Here is a 21,063-nt window from a genome sequence, read left to right on the forward strand (position 1 = left end):
TCAACTCCCCGGCAGCAAAACGATCGCGACCGTGCCCACGGATCCCTTGGTCGCGAGCTTCGGGCCCTGCTGCTCGGCCACGACGACGTCGACAACGCGGAGTCCGGTCTGATCTCGCTCCCCCACGCGGATGACCGTCCCTTGCACCGGTTCCCAGGTTTCAACCACTGTGCCGACCTGGCCCGAAGGAACGAGGAGAACCGGCTTCAACGGCTCCAACGGAGTCGCAGGGAGCTGAGCCGGTTTGACGGCGATCCCCAGCAGCTGCTCCCCTGGCCTCGGCGGGAGCTCTCCTCCGACCGCCTGCACGGTCAGTACGCTCCCCGGCCAGAGATTCGTGGCCGCCTTCCGCCCGATGAGCTGCGACCGGTCCTTCCACAACACTGGTGTGAGTCCAGGATCAGGTCGGACCTGGACCTCCCGCACGGAACTGTCGAGAATGATCTGCCCGTATCGGACAGGAGCGGCGACACCGACCGCGGCGATCGTCGTGTCGACGTTCCGGTAGATGAACACGGTCCCCGTCGCGCACAACGCAGCCAGTACGAGACCCACGAGGATCAGCAGCTTCGAGGGGCGCCGCCGAAGCGGCCGAACCTCCGGCGCGAGCGGTGGCCTTTCGAGCTGTGCCGGGTCGTTCATGGCCGTCCTCCCCCGGAGTTCAGCGTTCGGATTTCGCGGACAGGCAACCTGGCGCTCGCCGTAAGGTCCATCGCCTCGGAATCGGACATCCCGCCGCCGGACCAGCTGATCTCCCAGTGGCCGGTCGCCGCGATCGAGAAGGCGCCAGACTGGGCCTTCGTCAGGTAAACGTGCCCGCAGTCAGGTGACGCGAGGCCGGCTCTGTCTTCGGTGAACGGCGTGCCCGGTCCAGTACAAGCTTTCGTTGCTCCGTCTCCCATCGACCAGGAGATGCGGGCGAGCTTGGCAGTAGCTGTCACGCTGACAGTCCCGGCGGTCGCCGTCCGAGTGACCGGGCCGGTGGTGGCCTCGCGGCGCGCGCTCCACATCCACACCGGAAAACCGATCGTGGCCCCGTGCGGCGAATCGGCGGGCGGCGCCAGCCTGATGTCGGGCGCGGAGAGTCCCATCTGGTCAATCGCCTGTCGAGCGAGTTCGGCAGGCGAAACCTGCGGTACGACGGAGGCCTCAGCCCCATTAGGCACGTAAACCACCCGAGCGTCGCCGGGATACCCACCGCCGGGGCCGCCGACGCCGCAAATCATCACGACCAATCGCCCCTTCGATGCGTCCTTTCCCGCCCACATCGGGTCGCCGCCCGCCAGCTGGGGGATCTCCATCGGAAGGCACTGCGGAGCAGGTCCGGCGCGCCTTCCCTGGCTCGCTGGTCCTGTTCTCGGCTGGTCTCCCTCGCGACCCGGACGACCGGGATCCGTCGCACCTACCCAGCAGGTCCCCCGCACCCCCGATGATTGGCAGCCACCTGGACCTGGCGTTGGGCCGGCCCACGCCGTCGCCGGGCTGACCAGCGCGGTCACCAGGAGAGCCAAGCCGATCGTCTTCGTCAGCATGGCTTCACCAAGGCGGCTTCGACGACCTGGACCAGCCACCGATCGTTCAGGCTGGCATATCGGACGACCTCAGCACGGAACTCGTATCGCCGTGGCTGGTCCGGGTTGTCGAGAACACGCCCCTGCTCACCCGGTTTGTCGCTGACCAGGTGAAGTCCGGTCCGATCCAGGCAGTCGATGATCTTGATCCGCGGGTCGCGCCCGTCGAGCGACACCGCGGTCACCGCAGGGGAACGTCGGTAGTCACCTTCCATATGCGACGGCACGGAGGCCAGGTTCTGGATTTCCGCGACGTGCCGCGTCAGCTCCGGGTCGACAAGGTACTCGCCCAGCGCTGAGCGCCAGTCCTTCGATTGCGGCGCCTTCTCAGCAGCGGTGCTGACGCGCCAGTAGCCTTCGTAAGCCTCGAGCGCTTTGTGTTTCGCCACGTCCTCAGCTGTCGGGACTCGGCTTGATGCCGAGGGTGCCGAGGGCACGGTTGAAGGCGTGTTTCCGCTCTCGCTGCACGCGGCCGTAGTGGCCGCGACAAGCAAGGCGATCACGAGCTTGGACTTCATTTCATGCTCCCTTGAGGCTGACGATCACGGACCCGCTTGCCGCGGCCAGAGCCGGACCGATGTATTCGGGATCGACGATCACGTCGACCACGACCGTCCCATCAGAGTCAGGTGATCCGACTCCGGCGACTCGGGCGTCGAACGCGTTTCCCGTCGGCGGGAACGAGTCGCAGGGCAGTGCTTGCGGCAGGACCGACACACAGACCCGCGCATGCGGCCAAAGAGGCTGGCTCGGTCGGTGGCCGACTTCGACCCGTAGGCCGACCACTTGAAACCCGGCTCCCGGCACGCCCTCCGGTATAAGGCTGGCCGCGGCGAGGAGCGTCCCCTTCTGCAGGCCGACGGCAGGTGCGCGACCGATGACAGCGGCTCGGTCGGACGCTCGGACGAAGCGGACGTCGTGGTCAGGGACCAGGTCGACAGCAGCCAAATCTGCTTCGGTGAACGGCTGCGTCGCGCCGACGTCTCTGGCCAACACGAGCGCCGCCACAGTCCTATCCCTCAGGACTGCGATGAGATGGACAATGACCAGAGCGAATATCAGAGCGACGACCATCGTGGCGAGACTGAGCCAACGCGAGGAGCTCTTCGACGGCGGCCCCGGATCGGACACGCGTCGCCGAGCCTTCCTCAAGCGCTCGGTGAAATCGGTGACGGTCATCCTCCGACCTCGGCATCCAGATCGGCGGGATCCACCTGCTCGATGACGCGCCGCCAGATCCGGCACTCGTCGCACCAGACGTACCGGCTCAACAGTTCTTCGTCGCCTTCGCCCGCGGGGAGCTTCGCTCGATCACCGCAGTCGAGAACGTATTCGGCTGGCATCCGGCCTCCCTCCGTGAACCTGTCTGAAGGCGAAGGCCGGCTGGCGCTGTCCGAGGCGCTTGCGGGTTCCTCGGACGGGGGAGGTTGTCCAGCCGGCCTTCGTTTCTTTTTCCTGCGTCGCCAGGCAGTCCGTTCCTGGCAAATCAGGAATACCGCTTTCCTGCCCGGTGAGGGCAAGGTCAACACCGGGTGAGCCTTGGCTCACCAGGGCTTTTGTCACTCGTCCGGGTGTAGGAATGAGTAGAATTGCTCGCGCGCAAGCCGTAGCGAATCGTGTTAGCTGGTCGGTATGGAGGGGTGGGAGATTCCGTATCGGCACAGCGTCCAGACCGCCTTGGATCTCTTGAGGGGCAGGTGGACCGTCGCCGTCTTGGCCGGGCTTGCTCGCGGCGAGACACCGTTCAAGGAATTGCTGGCCTCGATCAACGACGTCGAGAAGCGCACCGACCGAGACCGCTTGCTCTCGAACCGAGTGCTGAGCGACACCCTGCAGCGTGCTCGCGAGGACGGGCTCGTCGAACGGCACGCCGAATCGGGCAATTTCGCAACAGTCTCTTACGTGCTCACCCCGACGGGACGCTCGCTGCTCCGCGCCGTCCGGCCACTGGCCGAGTGGGCTCAGGTTTACCAAGCGGACCGCCAAGCTGACGAGGTCGACCGCGCAGGCGCTTAATACGCCTTGGCGGATGCAGTCCGGCGAGGGTCCGGAATCAACGAGCGAACCCTGTCTCGGCCGGCGTCCTTTGCCGCGAACAGGACGTTGTCCGCCGCGACGAGCACGTCACTGAGGGCTTCGCCTGCTTCCGGATAGGAAGCTACCCCAATTGAGACGCTAAGGTGCAAATCGCCCATTTCGCCATCGAACGTCATTCCGCGGACCGCCTCGCAGACACGGTCCGCGATGCCGACCGAGGCTGCCGTATCAGCGCTCGGCAGCAGAACGACGAACTCTTCTCCGCCAAATCGCGCGGCGATGTCGTACGACCGAACGTTTTCGACGATTGCCTGTGCGATCTCGCGCAGGACCCTATCCCCGGCCACATGTCCGTAGGTTTCGTTTACCGACTTGAACTTGTCAACATCGATCATCAGCACGCCGATCGGCGCATGGTGACGCCGAGCTTTGGTCACCTCGTTCTCCGCGAGGGTCTTCCACGTCTCGGCGTTGAGCAAGCCGGTCTTCCTGTCCGTCGTCGCCGCGGCTTCGAGCTGCCGAACGAGAACGCTGCGCGTCAGCACGTAGAGCGGCAGCATGACGAAGACCAGCGCGAGTGGATGCCAGACCATCAACAACGTGACCAGGACGCCGACGCACAACGTCGCGAACTCGAGGCTGTTCTCGCTCCAGCTGCCGACCAGCGCCCCGACCGAACGCTTGCCGGGCGATAACGCGATCACCCCAGCGACCAAAGCCGAGTTCACCAGCCAATAGCAGGCGACCACAACGATCAGACCCAACAGTGCGGCGTCGTCGATGTTCTCGAGCGCCCCGACCGCGGGGAGCCGGCGAGCCACCGCGATGGCCCAGCAACAGGAGACGACGACCGAACTCGCGCTGAACATGACCCGGTAGAGGCACATCCCAGAGACCCGCCGCCAGCTGCGCCACCACATGTGTCCATAGAGAATGACCGCTGTCGCCGCCGCCAAAGCCGGCGTGACCAGCAAAGCGGCCGCAAGGGTCCAGACCGAACTCATGTTGACGTGCGGCGTGTCGGAAAACCTGCGCCGCATCTGCTCGACGGCCCGGGTCACTTCCGCCGCGAGGAGACCGAGCACCACGAGGACACCGAACCGGAAGAGATCGGATCGGTTCACCGGCGTGAACCCGTCCAGCAGAAGCGTGAAGACGACCGCGACGATCTCGACTGCCAGAACGAAGGCGATCACCCGTCGTGGCAGCGACCAAAGCTTCCACCGTGTGACGTTCCAAATACGTTCCGTATCGCTGGAGGCCTCGTCGACCACATCGGATGCTCTGACCTGCATACTTGAGTGGCTTGCGTCCCCAGGCGGTCCTCCGGTGGACGCCGTCGTCGGGGTGTTCTCAGCGGGTGGGCCGTCCAGGCAGTCCGTTCGCTGGGAGGAGGGTTCATCGATGACCAACAAGGACTGGTGATCTCGCGCGTCCTCATTCGCTGAACCACGCTCGCTCCCGGCTCGCCGCCGGGAGCGAGTCAGGATCCACAGCACGCTGATCCCCGCCGCCGCGCCGATCGCGATGGCACCCGCCGCGGCAACGGCCTTGAACGGCCCGAACTGTTGTGCTGCGAGTCCACCGCCCAGGATCGCGACGCCCTGCGAACAGTGCAGACACGTCGACATCCGGCCCATCACTCCCCCACGCCGGGCATCCGGCACCAAGTCGACGACGATGGTCTGCACCTGGATCAGGAACGCTGTCGAGACGGCACCGGACACGGCCCAGAGCATGATCGAAGCGATTACTCCCGGCTCGAAGAAGCAGGCGACGAGAGGTAGCCCAGCCACCATCGCGAACAGCAATGCGGCAAGTGGGGTGACCGGCATACGAAACCGCGTTGTGAGCCAGGCTCCGATGGCGCTCCCCAACGGATCGGCGGCGAGCAGCAAACCGATGCCGAAGGCGGAAACCCCAAGCGCGTTTCCGTATGGCACCGCCACGCCTTCCGGCACGACATAGACGCCTACCAGCAGGACCAGGCCGTAAAGCAGGAACCACGTTCGGGTAGCCGCTTTCGCTATTGGCCCGGGCTCCTCTTGTTTGGAGGCAGCGCGGCTGATCTGTCTCGACGACACACCTTTGAGGACGATCACCGCGCTCAGCACGAAGGTGGCCGCGTTCACCAGCATCCCGAGATGCGGCTCGATCAGCATCAGCACCAGCCCGCCGGCTCCGAAGGCGACGACCTGCGCAACCTGCCCGGTGAACTGCCGGAGAGCAAGCCCTGCTGGGAAGTCCTCGCGGCCGAGTATCTGCGGCAACAACGCCGACTGCGCCGCTTTGAAAGGGCCCGCCGCCGCGCTGAGCACCGCTATGCACACCCACAACACTGGAAGTGGAAGTCCCGGCAACGCCATCATCGCCGCGAGGATCGCCCGAGCGACGTCGGTGACCACGAGAATCGCACGCCGCGGATACCGATCGGCGAGACCAGACAGGAGAAACCCGCCGAGCACCGACGGGATGAAGGTCAAGGCGTACGTCAACGCGGTCAACGCCGCGGACGACGTCGCCTCGAACACCAGCAACGACAACGCGACCCGGGCAATCTGGTCTCCGCCGATGGACAACAGTTCGGCAATCCACAGCGCGCGGAACTCCCGGTTCCGCAATGGCACGGCAAAGCCAGCACGGCGGCGCTCCGCCATATCCGTTCCCCCTACACGCAACTCCCAGGCGACAACTCAGCATGCGGTCGCGCAGTCACGCTCCCGCCGGACTGACCATGCCGGGTCGTTCGTCCCTCTCCCGAAACTCACGGTATGCCCGGAGTGTCGTCAGGTGACCACGATCAGCGACTTTTCGCCCGTTTGTAGTACGTGACTACTCAAGGTGATCAACATGTGAGTTGCCTGGTCAGAGGCTCTTTCTGAATATCGGCTAGCACGCCCTCGGTCACCCACGAGACCGTTGTGGCTTCAGCGACTGAGCAAGCCGGGCGCAAGTCGTAGCCGAGGTCGATGCCAACATGGACAAGCTCTCACAGCCCTTCAACGAATTCCCTGCACGCAATATGGATCGACCATGCCCACCGCCAAGGCGACGCCATGTATCCGACTAGACCCATTGACGACCAGCCAGCGGCACTTCAGGCGGAGAACGTGTTGCCCTGCACGGGTGGAACACCTGGTCAACGACGGCGTCGACGGACCGCGTATCCAGAACCGGCAGCGGTCGCACTGAGGAGTCCACATGCGGCGACCGGCGACGCATGCGCAATCAGCGCCAAGGCCGTACCCCCGATAGCGAGAACCAGCAGGACGATAAGAGCGATCCATCGGCCAAGCCGAATTGCGTTATCAGTGCGCTTAGTGTCCTCGACCACGTAGCCGATCCAGCCATGCGGGTTCGGCCGCTGGTCAGGTTGGATTCTGCGGCTCATGAGCGCCTCCGCTCACTCGCTTCTTCGTGACGGAGAGCCTGCCGCAACCGAGGAATACTGACCAGAACCCGCAGTGCGTGCAAGACTTGTTGCCGCCTCGAGACACCGGCGTCGACAAGGCCGACGATCTCCGACAAGAAGATCTCTTCGTACCTGAGCCGCTCTGCTGCCGGCAGCAACGCCACCGAGTACCTTGTCAGCCATTTCGTCGACTTCGCCGGGGCCACGACGTGCGCAGCATCCGCTGGCTGCGGCAAGGTAATCTCCGCCGTACCGCCTGCAGGTGTCTCCTCCCGAGCCCGCGAGGCAGCACCAAGGTTAGGATCAGGCGCTCGAACCCCGTTTTCCGTGCCGTAGTTGAGGTGGTGCGGTTCGGGAGTCAGAGGCGTCTCCGAGAAACTGCGCAGTCTCTCTTCATGCGCTAAAACATACGGGCGGCAACTACTTATCCTCCCCACTTCGAACCCGGCGTCTTGAACCTGAAGCCTGTCCAACGTCCCTGCGTGAGCCGGATACTCAGCCGACTCCTCGAAACTCGAATCGCCTGCAGACCCCCCGGTCACTCCGCCCCCAACACTCGAGGCGAGAGTCGCGCAAGTGTTTGCACAGAGACAGCTGTCCTGCGCAGGGCGGACTGAACTATCCCAATGGAGTTCGGATCGAGACGGTAGTACCTCCGCCGCGGACGTCCAGCCTCAGCTGGATCAATCTCCTCCCAACGGCTCAGCAGCCAGCCGACTTTCTCGAGACGCGCGAGGATCGGGTGGATAGTTCCACTCGCCAATCCAGCCGCAGCACAGATCTCAAGCCCGTACATCTCCCGATCCGGATCACTCATCAGAACATGCAGGACCAACTGCGTCGGCAGCGTCATCCTCGGCTGTCCCATACTTTAACTCTACCTAGGGTCGCCGAGCAGGCGCAAGCCGCTCAGAATTGAACACACCCGCCCAAGTCACCTTCAGCACCTGAAGCGCGAGATGGAGCCCAGCAAGGCGCGGCCAGCCTCACTGTGCCAACTCCCGCGACTCCGCGTCCGAGCCTGCCAGCGCGAACCGAAGAGCCACCGCACGGCTGATCACGCCGAAGACATAAGCCAGCTGGGACCAACGTGGGCGAGATGACTGTGCCAGATCGTCGAGTTCGCTCATGCATTCCTCCCTGTAGCGCTCACGGTCGACAGCCGGAAGAACTCGAGAGACCAGGCTGATTGCCCTCTGCGACGCTTGAGCCGCGGTCCGCCTGGACCGCGGCTCCGAACGGGCCGCCTTTGCAACAGGCACCGGCCCAGACTCACAAGTGGACGTTTCCGGATGGCCACCACTCTCGTCGCATTGCGCATCGACCTGTTCCTGCAACTTGGCAATCGCCTCGTTAAGCCGCTCAGTGACCGGCGGAGCAGCTTCCGCCTGCAGAAGTTCCTTTGCCCATGCCAACTCCTGAAGTACCGCCTCACGACCGAAGCCATGACCATACTGCTCGTCCAAAGCCCGGAGTGCATGAGTCGCGGCTTCCACTTGGCGCACATCGGTCATGTTGATACGAACTGGCACAGGCGATGGTTTTCCATCCGCTCCCCACAAGCCGAACGATTCTGCGGCCATCGTGACGCTGGCGGCATGCGCAAGAAAATCGCGGCGCCGGACAGCCTCATCCTCTTGCCCCTGCGACCAATCAGCAAGACGTGGCACCACGATCCGCTCATCGGCAAGCCCCATGTGACCACGAGGAATGCCCAGGCCATCAGCGATCCTCACAAGGACAGGGTAAGCCGCAACCTTGCGACCTTCGAGGATGTCCGAAGACTGCCCTGTCGCTTTGGCGATCTGACGCCGCGAAACGCCATACCTGTCCAGTTCCCTGCACATCGCCACGATGTCCCGAAATGCGAGCGCCTCCCGCATCCGGGGCCGCTCCCACACGTCGGCCGGGACCCCTCGGATCCCCGTCAGCTGCGTGTTCACCAACCTTCTCCCGCCCTGCCGGGACGCAAGCGACCAACCAACTTGACGGCCGGATCAGCACGATGAAGCGCGGCCCGAACCACGGCAAGACTATTGGGGTTGAGCCGGTAGTACCGCCTCCGAGGGCGCCCCTCCTCACGTGCGCCGATCTCCTCCCAGCGGGAGATCAGCCAGCCCACCTTCTCGAGCCGCGCCAAGATCGGATGAATTGTGCCGCCAGGCAACCCCGCCGCCCCGCAAATCTGCAACCCGTACATTTCGCGATCGGGATCCTCGATAAGGACATAGAGGACAAGTCGAGTCGACAAGGTCATGCGAGGAGCCGCCACGCCAGCCATATCAGAACTCTACCTAGGCCCTAGGTAGAGTTCAACTTACCCCGCCCAACCTCGGCGGAGCCGGGAATTTCATGACCGCCGGAAGTGTCCAGTGAGACACCATCCAGTTGGATCTACCGACTACGTCACCTTCCGCGGCCGCCCGCCACCGGCACCTTGCCCTGGCCGCCCTCGTTCCCAAGCACGAATCTCCGCCTCGCGCGCAGATGACCAGCCGGGCGTCCGACCGATGACGACGTCCGGCTCCGGGAAGGGATGATCCGCGGCGTAGCGGCGCCGCCACAGGGCGACCGTCCGATGTGAGACTCCGAACCACTCCCCGATCTCGACCATCCCGAGATACCGAAGGGTCAGCCCTTCGCCGGCCGGACGGCCCTCTTCCAGCCGGTGGTTGTCGCCGCTCACCAGGGTGAAGTTAACAGGGACCTGCACGTTCGACTTGCACCAACGGCGACACGGCATGTCCTGCCCGCAAACAACCTTGTTGACTAAGTGCTCAAGGTTCACCTACCTTGATCCTTGTCAACTTAGTAATCAAGGTTTGAAGCGGGAGGCTCAAATGCAGGACAACAACCCCAGGTCACTGGCTATTCGGGGACGATTCGAGGGACGTCGCCATGGCCGAGCACGGTGACGAGGTCTGGTGCCCACCCGAGCCGCGCGAGCTTCCAGCCTTGCGCGAGCATCTGGCCGAGTACCTCACGAGCTTCGCAGCGCACCTCTTCACCTCGGTGGTGATCCGCGAGGGCCGAGGGACACTTCGCCCCGTCGGTGATCCAGACCTTGGCGCAGAGGTGATGTTGGCGGACGAGTACCGGCGGCTCCACCAGGCGCAACTGTTCTACGTCACGAGCGACATCACGCCCCTCGTCCACCACGCCGCCCAGAACCTCCAAGACCGCTGGGACATCGAGCCTCAGGACTTGCCCGCGCTCACCGGCTTCATGCTCTTCCCCGAACCGCTGGGCACCTACGTCAGAGAAGACGGCAAGACGGTCGCCATCGTCGCCGTCTCCTGGGGAGAAACCACCCTCATCTCCCATCCCGACGGCGGGATCTGGCTGACCTTCTGGAGTGTCACCGACTTCGCGGCAGTCATCGCCAAGTTCCGTGCGGTGGGCTTCCCTACGGCCGAAGCGACTCGGCTCGCGCACGCACAGAATGCGGAGCTGACCTGGGATAACGAGATCTACATGCCCTGGGGAGCTACCGAGGCCGTCGTTCCCGACGAGCCCGGAGGCCGAGCCCTCGATCCCACCAAGCTCGCCGCCGCCAAGACGACCATCGACTGGATGCGCGTAGTCCACGCCGGTTGGATCTTCTGCCAGCCGAACGGCTTCACGGAGGTGACCGAGGAGCACCTTCCGAGGACCTTACGAAAGCGGTCCGCACGTGCGGGCCACTCCACGGACCCGGTGCGAGTGCTCTCCGTCAGCCAGAAGGCACCTCCTCGGCCAGCGCGGGCCTCGGAGCCGACTGGCCGCACCGTCGGAGTGCGCTTCCCCGTCGCGCCCTTCCTTCGACGGCAGGCATACGGACCCAACCACTCACTCCGGCGCTGGAAGGTCGTGTCCGGTCACTGGCGTGGCCCGGCCGACGCACCGGTTCGGATCGGCAAGAAGGTCAACCTGATCGACGTTCCCCCGCCCGGAATAGGTAGGAAATCATGATCGCAGTCAAACGAACGAATCCGACCGACGACGTCATGTCGGCAGCGCACCACTGTCTCGCGGCGGAGAACTTCTTCGCACGCGCCAAAGAGCTCCACGACGAGATCGTGAACATTCCGACGAAGCGGAACCGCTTCCAGCGCCGCCTCGTGAGCGGGCTAGTGCTGTCGTACAGGACCTATCTGGAGTGGGCGCGCTTTCACCTCCAGATGGCAGAGGTCATCACGCGAGGAAGCAACCTCGTCATGACCTACAACCGTGCCTCATCCACTTTGGACCCGCGGCTTCTCAGCGCGGATGTTGCTCACGAAGTCGTGTGCTGGGATGGGTTCATCGGCGGTCAGCCGCGCGACGGCCGGGAACGATCGCTTCCGAAGCCAGACGCGGCTGACGCCGAATACTGAACCGGTCGTCTCAGAGAACGTCGTCGTAGCCCAGCTCCGCGGCGACGTCTTCGACAAAATCTTCACCTGGGACGCCGGGGTGTTCGTTCTCCACGTCCCAGGCCGCGTCGCCGACGGCGTCGCCACCTTCTTCCAGAGCATCGACGACCATCTCGACCAGCCCACGGGCCTGGTCATCGTCGAGGTCGAATCGCTGTGCAGCGTTCGCTGCGGCTTGTTCGAGGTCCTGGTCGTACCACGGAGGTTCATACATCGGCGGGCTCCTTTGCTGGTGTATCGAGCCCTCAGAACATGGTGATCTCGCCACGCGTTCGATTCAGCCACCGAGCGCGGCGATCGTCGCGCTCAGCACCGCGGCGACCAGCATCGGCGGTGCGAGCGGCATGCGACCGTCACGAAGAGTCCAGCGTCTCGACAGCAGCCCGAGCCCGGCGAGCAGAGCGGCCAGCAGGTAGGTGCCGACGATCCCGGCCAGAAGCCACTTCCATCCCAGCCAGCCAAGGAGCATCCCGAGGCTCGGCGCCAGCTTGACGTCGCCAGGTCCTGGATCGCCGGTGAGGAGGAACGAAACGAACAGCACACCACCCCACACCACGGCGCCGACCAGCGCCATGGTCAATGTCGGCATCGAATCGGTGAGCAGTGCCGCGGCGACCAGCGTGATGACCATTCCCGCAGCCAACGGCGCAGTGAGCCTGTCCGGCACCCGGTGCTCGACGACGTCGACAGCGGCGGCCGGCACGCCGCACACCGCCAGGAGGCCGCCTGCGGCGACCATGCTGGGCGGCCATACCGCGATAGCCGCCCCGAGGATGGCGGTCGCGGCGACGATAGCCACGTAGTGGAGGCGCTTCGGGGTAGTCCTGAGAGTGGCGCGGAACAGCAGAGCAGCTACCGCGGCGAGCACGCCACCGAGAGCGAACCCGATGGCGACGCGCAGGCCGACGCTCATCCGGTGACCGGAGTACTCAGCTGGTCCACTCGGTCATGGTCACACGGGCTCGGTGGTCAACCGGCCATACCGGCCTTCAGGTCGCTCGACCGTGTGAACGCCTTGTCAGGAGACCGAACCGAACCTCCGCGCCGTACCAGGAACCGTCCTCGTCCGAACGCGCTCGGCGGTAGTGCCACCCCAGGGTGGTTCGAGACTGCCAGCGCACGTCGGCACTCGCAGGTGGCCACGCACCACCACCCAGGCCGGACACGCAAACCCGCCTGGCCGATCGACGGAATGCGGGCGGCCAAGGCTTCGGTCGCCTTCATGATGATCTCCTCGAGTGAGGAGCCCCGGACAAGCAGCTGTCCGTGCGCCTCATGATGTTCGCCGACCCATTCGGCGTCGCTCAGCTGAGGTTCCGAAGTCTCGCTCATACCCGAGACACGCGGAGGCGATCAGCGGCTTGATTCACCCCGGCTCAGTCGTACTCAAGAGTTTCAAGCGCCCGGCGCTCGTCGTCTGGGATCGTGGTCATCCAGGTGTCGAATTCCTGCAGGGTCATGAGCCGACCGGACCGCGCCGGCTGGACGGTCACGGTCGAGCCGCCGGCAAGTTCGAGCCGGAGCCGGGAGCCATCGCGCCGTGCCGCGGTGACGTGAAGCGCCCGGCGTCGGACGACGGCCGGATCGAACACGGGCAATCGTGTCTCCGGGTCCTGCAATGCCACATCGAGTGGCCGGATCCAGAAGAGCGCGGAAAGGTCGGTATCACGACGTACATGCCTGGCCAGCGCGACCCGTTGGCGGCCATCGATGACGAGTTCGGCGCCAGGCAGCAGGTCGTCAGATCGCTTCTGCGCGCGGCCGGCGACCAGGTTCTCGAGGATGCGCTCGGCCTCATCGAGGTCGACTTCGTGGCTCACGGGCTATCTCTCCCTTCATACCTTCAGGACTTCGCCGATCGGCTTGCCGGCGATGTGCGTGACGCCTTTGGCTGCGAACGTCGCCTGGATCTCGTCGCGCTGCGTCTTGCTGTCGCAGAGGATTCTTGACGGCCCTTCGCCACCCAGCAGGTCGATTCCATCTCCGAACATGACCTCGTTGGCAGGGTGCGTGAAGTTGGCGATCTTGAACGGGTTCCTCGTGGACGACGTGTACTCGCCAGCCTTCGCGGGATTGACGGCTCCGTAGGTGTCCGCGTTCGCGCCGTAGTAGTCCGCGCGGTGCATCAGACGCCCGGGCTCATCCCAGACAAGCTTCGGGCCGGAGCCGGACGCGGGCTTGTCCAGAACGCGAAGGAAGACGGAGCTCGCTCCCCCGGTGAGTTTGTCCTGGTCTTCGCTCATGCCGACCCCGCGGCTGACACCCATCAAGGTCCGGCGCTCCGTGGAGGCGAGAACCCCGTTGGCCAGCATTGCCTTCAACCCTGACGCCGAGGTGGAATGGACCAAAGCCCTCCCCTTGAACGCAGCGTCCAGCTTCGTCACCGAGTTGCCGACGTCGAACCGACTCCACGTGAGCCAGCCACCGGATCGACGAGGAGCAGGGTCGTATCCCTCGGTGGCGAAGAGCGCCTCGCCGGTCTCGTAGCCTGTCGCCTTCGCAACGGCTTCGCGTAGGACCTTCACCTTGGTTGGCAATGCCTGCGTATGTGCATCCAACTGGATGTCTTTGGCGAACCGCGCGAGCTGGGCGTCGTCCAGACCGACCGCGAGGTGAGCCCGCTCGTGGAAAAGCTCCTGGCGGGTCATCTCCTCGAGCTGATCGCCGGTCGCGATGGCCGCCTGCACCTCGGCCTTGCCTGCCAAGTTCTGCGCCTTGACGTTCGCGGTGAGGTAGCCATACTCGCCCTCGGCTTGGGTCATAGGACGGTTGGCCAGGTTGAGCTGGCCGAGCCTTTTGACCACGTCGGGGCCGTGCCCCTCTCCCGCGGGCGCGATGATCTCGAGCCGGCCACGCAGGGAGAACTCCGTCGTCTTCGGCGAGTTGACGCTGTACGGCCGGTAGACGGCCTGAAAGCCATCGCCGAGGTTGATCACATACTCCTTGCCGGCGACGTTTTCCCACCGCGCCGAACCGTTCCAGCTTGCTTGCCCCGTCTCGGTATCCAGGGCCGGCTTGATCCGGGTCGCGTCACGCAGGAGACCCGCGACCCGGTGGTCTCCAGCGCCGCTCACGAGCACTGGCATCGTCACCGTCACGGTCGCGAGGCCTTCGTGCAGGTATGGGTTGATGTGCCCCACAGACTTGGCGCTCTCGGCCGCCGCCTCGACGTCGGCAAGCTTCGCCGCGTAGTGCGCGAGCATCGCGGAGTCCGCCAGTCCCGAGCTGTCGCCGATCTCCGTCGCTGCGTCCTCCATGGCCTGCTTCGCGGCGCTGATCTTCTGCTCTGTTGCCGAGGGAAGAGTCCCGACGGAGAGATCTCCCACTTTGATGTGATGGTTCACGCTCTTCGCGGCCGCGATGATCTTGTCGGCGAGCTCGTACTGCTCGTCGACCGGCAACCGACCATGAACGACCTGCTCGATCTGAACCGGCCCTGTCTCCTTGGTGACGTTGATGGCATCGAGCAGCTTCTCCTCCGCCTCCTCACTGACCAGCGCGTGCAGAACGGTGCGTGGACCTTCGGCGCTGGCGTAACTCACGAGAGTGGCGCTCGATGCGTGCAGGTCAGTCCCGCCCACCAGAATCGGCTCCCCAAAGGCCTTACCGACGTCAGGCGTGTCCGGTATTGGGGTCAGTGGCTGAGCGCCTGGCTCCGCAACAGGTTCTTCTACGTCTGGAAGAGCAGTCGCCTCGGCCGCCGCCAGCAGGGCCTCGACAGGATCCGGTACGGCCGACGAGGTCGACGGCGTGATCGAGTAGCTCGCGTGAGCCGTCTTGGAGTTGGTGCCCATCAAGTCTTCCCAGCGTGCTGGAGTGCCGCGGCGTTCTCCAGCTTCAGCTCGCCAAGGAAGAACTCGGTGAAGTCCTTACGCAGGCTCTTCTTGCGCTCGACCGCGTAATCGAGGAACGATTCAGCAATCTGTTTCGTGGTCACCGAGGACTCAGCGATTCCATGGTGCTTGGCAGCCCGCGCGCGCATCGCCGGGACCCATTTCATCTGCTTCTGCGCGGCTCCGGCGTAGGCCGCCGACTGCAGCATCCCTCGCCATTCGGTGTCCGGAACCGACTCGAGGTGCTTGATCACCGAGTGAGCGGCCGCCGGGTTGATCCGCACGCCCTTGGCGAGCTTGCCTGCCTTGAAGGCGTCGTACGCCTGGTGGTAGACGGCCGTCGTGTTGTTGGGTCGGAACGACATCGACAGCTTGTCCTGGCCGTAGAACTTGAACGACTGACCATGGTCGATCGGGACGAGACCACCCTGTCCGGTCCGAAGGACGTTGCCGGCGTGCGGATCGTGGTTTCCCAGCGCCCAGCTTGCGACGTGCAGGCGGACGATGTCATCGACGTCGGTCTGCGACCAGGTGAAGGGCTCGCTCGACATTTCGGTCGCGCCGACGAGCATCGGCTGCACGGAAGCCGGCTTTCCATTGATATTGGTCGCGAACACGGGGACGACAGGCAGACCTGCACGCTTGAGTGCTCGCGAGGTAGCGGCCTCGGCTTCGACTACCGCGCCTCCCCGCGGGGTCGCTTCTCCCTTCGCTAGCCATGTCTTGCCGTCTGGCCCGGTATGCAGCGTCTTCGGATGTGTCCCGCCGAGGTGCGCGGGTTTGCCTGCGCCGAAGTCCCATGCAGTAACGACGGCCGGCTCGGCTGGTTTCGGCAAGGCGGCGAGCGCGGCTTTGGTTTGTTTGAGCGCTGAGAGCATCTCGGCGTGCCGGCGACCAAATGCGCTTCTCGGCGCCTCCACGATCGGCGCTTTCGCGAACTTCCCCACCTTGGGCGGCAAGGACTTCGCGCTGTTCTTGAGAGCGATCTTCTCTTGCAGACTGTGTTTCATCGACGCGACCGACGGGCTGGCCCCGTAGGCTTGATGCACCAGGAGCGTCTTGCAGATCGACTTGGGCGCGGCCGCGGCTTGATCGGCCGTGAGGATGCCCGCGGAGACGACGAACGCTCGCAGGTCCTTCAGCTCTTGGTGATCAGCCCAAGGCCCGATCCCGGTTTGCGCGATCTGGAGGGTCTCGCTGTGCGCGAGCGTTGGTTCGACCGGCTTCCAGCTACTCATGTCCGTGTACGCGACGCCCGCTTGATGCGTATGGTCCAAGAACTTGACCATCGCCGCGACGCCACCCGGGTCGGCGAGGTTGGGCAAGCCACCGTGAACAAGCTCGTAGGGCAGGTCGGCGATGTGCGCTTCGAACGTCGCCTTCGTGGCCGCTCGCTCCACGGCGAGATGCTGCAAGTCGAGCCGTTCTTGCTTTTCGGTCGACGCACGCAGGAGCTTCAGAACCTGATGAGAATTGAGCACCTTGGCTTGAAACGGCGCGATCTGGTCAAGATCCTTCGCAGCCTGTATCGCGGTGGAGAGTTCATGTGGGGTGATGTCGGTGAACGCTTGATCGACTTGCTGCTTCGCCGCCGAACGTATAGACGCCAAGTCATCCAGCGCCGGGTTGTGCGCGGTCGCCAGCTTGTTTTCCGCGGCGATCAGAGTCGAAACGAGATCGGGGTCAGCCCACGAGCCATTGGCCTTGGCCGCCTCGACCGCGTCGGCGGCGGAACTGATTGCTTCCTGTGCTGCCTGTACTTCAGCCGCGGCCGGGGTCCAGGCTGTGAAGCCCGGGGGCACGTTATGGCCTGGCTTCGCGACCAGGCTTGCGTCGATCTGTTGCCACTGCTCCAGGGTCTTGCCTCCGACGGTTTCGCCGGAGTGCAACGCGATGAACCTGTTGATCGCGACGCTCTGGATCGTCTGCTTCGTGCCTGCGTCGTCCGGATAGGACGGATCTAGCCAGTGCGCCAACGGGTTTCCGTTGGTCTCAGACCATCCCACCAACGCTGGATGCTTGAACCCTTGCGCGGCAGCGAGTTCCTTGAGTTCATCCTTCGTTAGGCCGTTCAAGAAAAGTTCGCACTGCGTGTGCAGCGCGTCCTCGAGCGCGCTGGAATCTCCGGCGATCTTCGCGATTTCTTCCTGCGCCTCGTGGACAGCCTCCACGAACATCGCGTACCGTTCCCCGACGTCATCGGGTAGATCGAGCGTGGTCGGTTCGAAGGGGTTCTCCGGGTCGACTCCCTCGAGCGCGAACCCTTCCACGACCGACAAGGCGATCTCCGCGTCAGTCCACTTCAGACCACCGTCGACGGGTGTCTCGTGCTCAGCCGCATCCGACGGCCCAACAGCGTATGCGGCGTGCGTGGTCTTGGAGTTCGTTCCCATCGAGAACTCGATCAGCCGGTGTAACCGAGCAGGTCGTCGAGCTGACGCTGAACGGCGGCAGCGAGATCAGGCGCTGAGGGGACGGGGTCAACGCGGGCGGCGGGCGCGGTGACCGAGTTCTCCCAAAGCTCGATGTGGGTGGGGAGGTCACCGACTGGCGTCGACGCTATGCGCTCGCGCCACGTAAGACAGCGTTGATACTCCCGTGGAACCCACTCGATGTGGCGGTCGATCCGACCGTCATCGCCCTGATCGATACCGAGAACCGCGACGACGGTCGTGGCCGCCCCGTACTCGGGCGACCAACCAAGCAGAATCCAGAGCGTTCGCTGCATCAGTTTCCTCCCTCGGGTAGGAGCGAAGCCAGGTAGCGCACCGAGCTCGCGAAGGCGTCGGGAATGCGGGCGTGCATGTCCTTCCGCCCTTCGGAAGTCATCACGGCTCCATGGAGCGCGTACTGCGCCGGGTTTTGGCTGACGAGAGTCAGCCTGGTGCCGAACAGGTCGACGGCGGTGGTGATGCGGTCTCGCCGGGAAAGTCCCGTGATGATGATGGGAAGGTCGTCCGGGATGTTCTCCGCAAGCCAGCTGAGACCGGGCAACGCCCAGGTTTCCCAGTTCTTGTTCTCGCGCACGGTCTGAAGGTTGATCGCGACGGCGGGCGGCGCCGCATCCGCGATCCAGGCGGCGTACCGCTGAAGGTCTTCGAGCCGGAACCAGTACAGGTTCGGAACGGCCGGCATGCCAGCGTTGACGAACTCTTCCGCCAGCAGCAAGGACCTGCGCATGTTGATCAGGTGTTCGGCGCGCGGCCAGTTGCCGTAGATCGAGTAGTTGGGCGCCAGGACGAGATCAAATTCAAGCGTCGCCAGCCGGTCGAGCAGCCGATCGCGGTGCCGTGCCGTCCAGAACGCTTCGACCAGCGGGTCTTCTCCGTATCCCGAGAGGACGGTCAGCGTCGTCGCCGGAAGACCGAGCACATCCGTCGCCGGTTTATCCCACCGCGGGTAGACGGCGTGCGTCTGTGGTGAGAAGACACGGCGAAGCCCGACGGCGTAGGCCGGCCAGCCCAAGACCGCGTCGAGGTCGCCGACGCCGGATCCGTCGACTTGCGGGATGAAGGAAGGCAAGCCTTTGGGCAAGCGGCTACGGATTGCGACGTCGTCGAATTCGAGTGTCCCACCGACGTCGGCCATCCACGCCTGGATGTCCGTCCGGGATCCGCAGCGGATCGGGCAGCTCGAGCATGCGGTTCCGGCCTGCGTGTTCTCTGCCCTCGCGCAACCGCAGTAGCTGCAGTCCGAGTTACATCCCGAGCACACCGGCGCGATGACCGCCCCCGGTTCGGCGTCGGTGCCCGAGTACCAGGGGCAGTGCCTGCAGTCGCACCTCGCAGCCGGCGCGGCGTCTGAGGGCAGGCCCAAGAATACGGACAAAGAGCTCACTCCGTTCCATTGAGCTGATCAGTCAGAAGGCGGAGAGACGCCAGATCATGTGCAGAGAGCCGAGCACCGGTTGCCAGTGCGGCTACCAGTGAGCGAAGGCCGGCGAGAGCGTTGTCGACAAGTCGTTGCTCGACCAATGGGCCGGGGTCAACGGCTGCGGAGGTGTCGGCGCGGAGCTTGTCGGCACGTGCGCTGTCCGCTTGTTCATGCAGCCGTTCGGCTTCGGCTAGCGCTTCGTCAGGGCTGACCGCCGGATCGGCCGCAGCGGTCAAGGCTGAACTCAACAACCGGGTCCGGTTGGTCTTCTTCACCGCTGCCCAGATGTCCTGAGCCGCCTGTGCTCGCCCGCGGTTGAGCTCGATGAACCGGATTCTGGTGTTGAGGCTGATCTTGGCCTCATCCATCTCTTCGGCGATCTCGCGGGGCATTTCGGCGAACGCGCGCACCAGCTCGCGTGCCTTCCGCGGGGTCAGCTGCAAGCCCAGCCGAGTGAGGACGTGGGACCACGGCGCGGCGCAATTCTTGTCTGCGCCCCGGATCCGCTCCATGGCGGTAAACCGGGCGATCGGATCGTCGATGGCGTAGACGTCCGCGGGGACCTTGTAGCCGTGTGCAATCAGTTTGCCCAGGAGTACGGCGCAGCGATCGAGGACGAGCGCGGCCGCCAGCTCGCCGGGGCGCAGGTTTTCGCGAGCGAGGTTCTCGACCAGCTGCCAGATCCGGCGTTCCTCATCCGACAGCGGGCCGGGGCACACGACTGCCGGAAGCGCGGTGAAGTGCGGGTTTCCAGGCTTGTGGACCGCGCCCCAGCGGCAGGCCCTCAGGCGCCTCTCCCCGGCCGTCAGCCTCATGGCGGGCGCCTTGTCGCCGGCGTCCATCTCCTCGACGAGAACCGGTTGAAGGACGCCGACGGTCGCGATGGAGGAGATCAGGTCGGCAAGTTCTTCCGGTGCGGTGCTGTCGCCGGGCGCCCGCCCCTGCGAGTCCGTGAACGGCGTGCCTTCGCCTCGCAGCGGAAGCAAGGTGAATCGGCGTTGACGCAACCTGGACGAAAATCCGAGCTGCTCGACGAGATCGACCGGCTCGTCCATTACGAGTCACCCGTCTTGGGCCAAGCGAAAGCGGATACCGGCGCCCCGTTGTCGGCGAGCAGCGGCAACGCGATGTCAGCTGTCGGTCCGTGGTCTCGAAGTCTTCGCAGAGTCGTCCCCAGCGTGCACACGCGATCGCCGGCGAGCGCCAGACCGTGCATCGCTCGCGCGTAGGCCCGCAGGTCCGTGAGCCGTCGCTCGAGAACGTGCTCGGCCGCACCGGACAAAACGATGAGTAGCCGCGGGAAGCGCGCGTACCGGCTTCGCCAGGCCGGGCGCCCACCTGAGTTCGGCTTTCCGGGCACGTACTCGTAGTACTGCACGTACGAGCGGAGTTTCTGTGCCAGCCTGGCGACAGGCATGGTCGCGCGATCCAGCTCGATGAAGAACGTGCGCTGCGATCGCCTCCCGTCTTCATCAAGGACGTAGTCGAGGACCGCGTCCGCGATGACAACGCCTTGGCGCCGTCCGCGGCCGTCTCGAAACCGGTGGGCGACCTCGGGAGTCCAAGACAACGGCCCGCATTCGTCCCCACGCCGGCGTGCCGCAGCGGTGAAGGCGATGCCGGTCTCGACGACGTCGAGCGTGTGCTCCTGCAGCAGTTCCACCACAGCCGCCTGCGGGATCCGGTACGGACGGGCGTCCACCCGGCCGGATTCCTCGACCAGCTCCGCGCCGCTTTCGGTGACATGCCAAGTCCGAGGAGCATGGTGCCGGTCCAAGCCGTCGACGAGACCGTCCGATTTGAGGGCGCGAAGCTTGTGCTGGACGGTACGGGTCGGTGCCGTCGGAGCGATCAGCCGGCGTACCTGATCGGTGGAGACCATCCGATGCCAGTAGAGAACGACGAGCGCCTCGCGCTTGAACGGGTCGAGTCGCTGCATCGAT

General features: G+C 64.8%; 22 protein-coding genes. 3 read left to right on the forward strand and 19 right to left on the reverse strand.

What is annotated here, in order from left to right; genetic code table 11:
- The 5 genes from ACIBTM_RS00260 to ACIBTM_RS00280 form a co-directional block, all read right to left on the reverse strand.
- Positions 1 to 642, reverse strand: coding sequence for a flagellar biosynthesis protein FlgA (locus ACIBTM_RS00260; protein WP_395874043.1), 642 nt, complete (start codon positions 640 to 642; stop codon positions 1 to 3).
- Positions 639 to 1,301 carry a hypothetical protein gene (locus ACIBTM_RS00265; protein WP_395874045.1) on the reverse strand — a complete coding sequence of 221 codons (663 nt, stop codon included), beginning with the start codon at positions 1,299 to 1,301 and terminating at the stop codon, positions 639 to 641. Before ACIBTM_RS00265 ends, ACIBTM_RS00260 begins: the two co-directional genes overlap by 4 nt.
- Before the next feature lie 224 nt (positions 1,302 to 1,525).
- The gene (locus tag ACIBTM_RS00270) at positions 1,526 to 2,089 is read right to left on the reverse strand and encodes a hypothetical protein (protein ID WP_395874047.1); all 564 of its coding nucleotides are present in this window, start codon (positions 2,087 to 2,089) and stop codon (positions 1,526 to 1,528) included.
- 1 nt (position 2,090) lies between these two features.
- Positions 2,091 to 2,750: a hypothetical protein gene (locus ACIBTM_RS00275; RefSeq protein ID WP_395874049.1), complete on the reverse strand. Its 660-nt coding sequence runs from the start codon at positions 2,748 to 2,750 to the stop codon at positions 2,091 to 2,093.
- Positions 2,747 to 2,914: a hypothetical protein gene (locus ACIBTM_RS00280; protein WP_395874051.1), complete on the reverse strand. Its 168-nt coding sequence runs from the start codon at positions 2,912 to 2,914 to the stop codon at positions 2,747 to 2,749. The genes ACIBTM_RS00275 and ACIBTM_RS00280 overlap by 4 nt, the downstream gene beginning before the upstream one ends.
- Before the next feature lie 289 nt (positions 2,915 to 3,203).
- Here ACIBTM_RS00280 and ACIBTM_RS00285 point away from each other — a divergent pair, with 289 nt between their 5' ends.
- Positions 3,204 to 3,587, forward strand: coding sequence for a winged helix-turn-helix transcriptional regulator (locus ACIBTM_RS00285; protein ID WP_395874053.1), 384 nt, complete (start codon positions 3,204 to 3,206; stop codon positions 3,585 to 3,587).
- Here the strand turns inward: ACIBTM_RS00285 and ACIBTM_RS00290 are convergent.
- The 5 genes from ACIBTM_RS00290 to ACIBTM_RS00310 form a co-directional block, all read right to left on the reverse strand.
- On the reverse strand, positions 3,584 to 6,265 hold the full coding sequence (locus tag ACIBTM_RS00290; protein WP_395874055.1) for an MFS transporter: 2,682 nt from the start codon (positions 6,263 to 6,265) through the stop codon (positions 3,584 to 3,586). The genes ACIBTM_RS00285 and ACIBTM_RS00290 overlap by 4 nt on opposite strands.
- A gap of 1,293 nt (positions 6,266 to 7,558) precedes the next feature.
- Complete coding sequence (locus ACIBTM_RS00295; protein ID WP_395874057.1) at positions 7,559 to 7,888, reverse strand: PadR family transcriptional regulator; 330 nt, start codon at positions 7,886 to 7,888, stop codon at positions 7,559 to 7,561.
- A gap of 118 nt (positions 7,889 to 8,006) precedes the next feature.
- Positions 8,007 to 8,963 (reverse strand): hypothetical protein, encoded by a 957-nt coding sequence (locus tag ACIBTM_RS00300; RefSeq protein ID WP_395874059.1) that lies wholly within the window; start codon positions 8,961 to 8,963, stop codon positions 8,007 to 8,009.
- The gene (locus ACIBTM_RS00305; RefSeq protein ID WP_395874061.1) at positions 8,960 to 9,301 is read right to left on the reverse strand and encodes a PadR family transcriptional regulator; all 342 of its coding nucleotides are present in this window, start codon (positions 9,299 to 9,301) and stop codon (positions 8,960 to 8,962) included. The genes ACIBTM_RS00300 and ACIBTM_RS00305 overlap by 4 nt, the downstream gene beginning before the upstream one ends.
- Positions 9,302 to 9,421: 120 nt before the next feature.
- Entirely contained in the window at positions 9,422 to 9,706 is a 285-nt protein-coding gene (locus tag ACIBTM_RS00310) for a hypothetical protein (RefSeq protein WP_395874063.1), read from the reverse strand.
- Positions 9,707 to 9,918: 212 nt separating this feature from the next.
- Here ACIBTM_RS00310 and ACIBTM_RS00315 point away from each other — a divergent pair, with 212 nt between their 5' ends.
- Complete coding sequence (locus ACIBTM_RS00315) at positions 9,919 to 10,971, forward strand: hypothetical protein (RefSeq protein ID WP_395874065.1); 1,053 nt, start codon at positions 9,919 to 9,921, stop codon at positions 10,969 to 10,971.
- Positions 10,968 to 11,375 carry a hypothetical protein gene (locus tag ACIBTM_RS00320; RefSeq protein WP_395874067.1) on the forward strand — a complete coding sequence of 136 codons (408 nt, stop codon included), beginning with the start codon at positions 10,968 to 10,970 and terminating at the stop codon, positions 11,373 to 11,375. Before ACIBTM_RS00315 ends, ACIBTM_RS00320 begins: the two co-directional genes overlap by 4 nt.
- A 10-nt stretch (positions 11,376 to 11,385) precedes the next feature.
- On the opposite strand, the gene ACIBTM_RS00325 is transcribed toward ACIBTM_RS00320, so the two are convergent.
- The 9 genes from ACIBTM_RS00325 to ACIBTM_RS00365 all read right to left on the reverse strand — a co-directional run bounded on the left by ACIBTM_RS00325 (position 11,386) and on the right by ACIBTM_RS00365 (position 21,059).
- Positions 11,386 to 11,628, reverse strand: a complete 243-nt coding sequence (locus tag ACIBTM_RS00325; protein ID WP_395874069.1) for a hypothetical protein — start codon at positions 11,626 to 11,628, stop codon at positions 11,386 to 11,388.
- A gap of 63 nt (positions 11,629 to 11,691) precedes the next feature.
- Entirely contained in the window at positions 11,692 to 12,327 is a 636-nt protein-coding gene (locus ACIBTM_RS00330; RefSeq protein WP_395874071.1) for a prepilin peptidase, read from the reverse strand.
- A gap of 463 nt (positions 12,328 to 12,790) precedes the next feature.
- Positions 12,791 to 13,234, reverse strand: coding sequence for a hypothetical protein (locus tag ACIBTM_RS00335; RefSeq protein WP_395874074.1), 444 nt, complete (start codon positions 13,232 to 13,234; stop codon positions 12,791 to 12,793).
- Between the two features lie 15 nt (positions 13,235 to 13,249).
- Positions 13,250 to 15,208, reverse strand: a complete 1,959-nt coding sequence (locus ACIBTM_RS00340) for a hypothetical protein (RefSeq protein WP_395874076.1) — start codon at positions 15,206 to 15,208, stop codon at positions 13,250 to 13,252.
- Positions 15,208 to 17,640, reverse strand: a complete 2,433-nt coding sequence (locus ACIBTM_RS00345) for a hypothetical protein (RefSeq protein WP_395874078.1) — start codon at positions 17,638 to 17,640, stop codon at positions 15,208 to 15,210. Before ACIBTM_RS00345 ends, ACIBTM_RS00340 begins: the two co-directional genes overlap by 1 nt.
- Before the next feature lie 11 nt (positions 17,641 to 17,651).
- The gene (locus tag ACIBTM_RS00350; RefSeq protein WP_395874080.1) at positions 17,652 to 17,975 is read right to left on the reverse strand and encodes a hypothetical protein; all 324 of its coding nucleotides are present in this window, start codon (positions 17,973 to 17,975) and stop codon (positions 17,652 to 17,654) included.
- Entirely contained in the window at positions 17,975 to 18,835 is an 861-nt protein-coding gene (locus ACIBTM_RS00355) for a hypothetical protein (protein ID WP_395874082.1), read from the reverse strand. The genes ACIBTM_RS00350 and ACIBTM_RS00355 overlap by 1 nt, the downstream gene beginning before the upstream one ends.
- 245 nt (positions 18,836 to 19,080) lie before the next feature.
- Positions 19,081 to 20,175: a ParB/RepB/Spo0J family partition protein gene (locus ACIBTM_RS00360; protein WP_395874084.1), complete on the reverse strand. Its 1,095-nt coding sequence runs from the start codon at positions 20,173 to 20,175 to the stop codon at positions 19,081 to 19,083.
- Positions 20,175 to 21,059 (reverse strand): replication-relaxation family protein, encoded by an 885-nt coding sequence (locus ACIBTM_RS00365; protein ID WP_395874086.1) that lies wholly within the window; start codon positions 21,057 to 21,059, stop codon positions 20,175 to 20,177. The genes ACIBTM_RS00360 and ACIBTM_RS00365 overlap by 1 nt, the downstream gene beginning before the upstream one ends.
- Between the last annotated feature and the right edge of the window lie 4 nt (positions 21,060 to 21,063).

The sequence above is a fragment of the Amycolatopsis sp. NPDC049868 genome, assembly GCF_044461365.1.
GTDB lineage: Bacteria > Actinomycetota > Actinomycetes > Mycobacteriales > Pseudonocardiaceae > Amycolatopsis.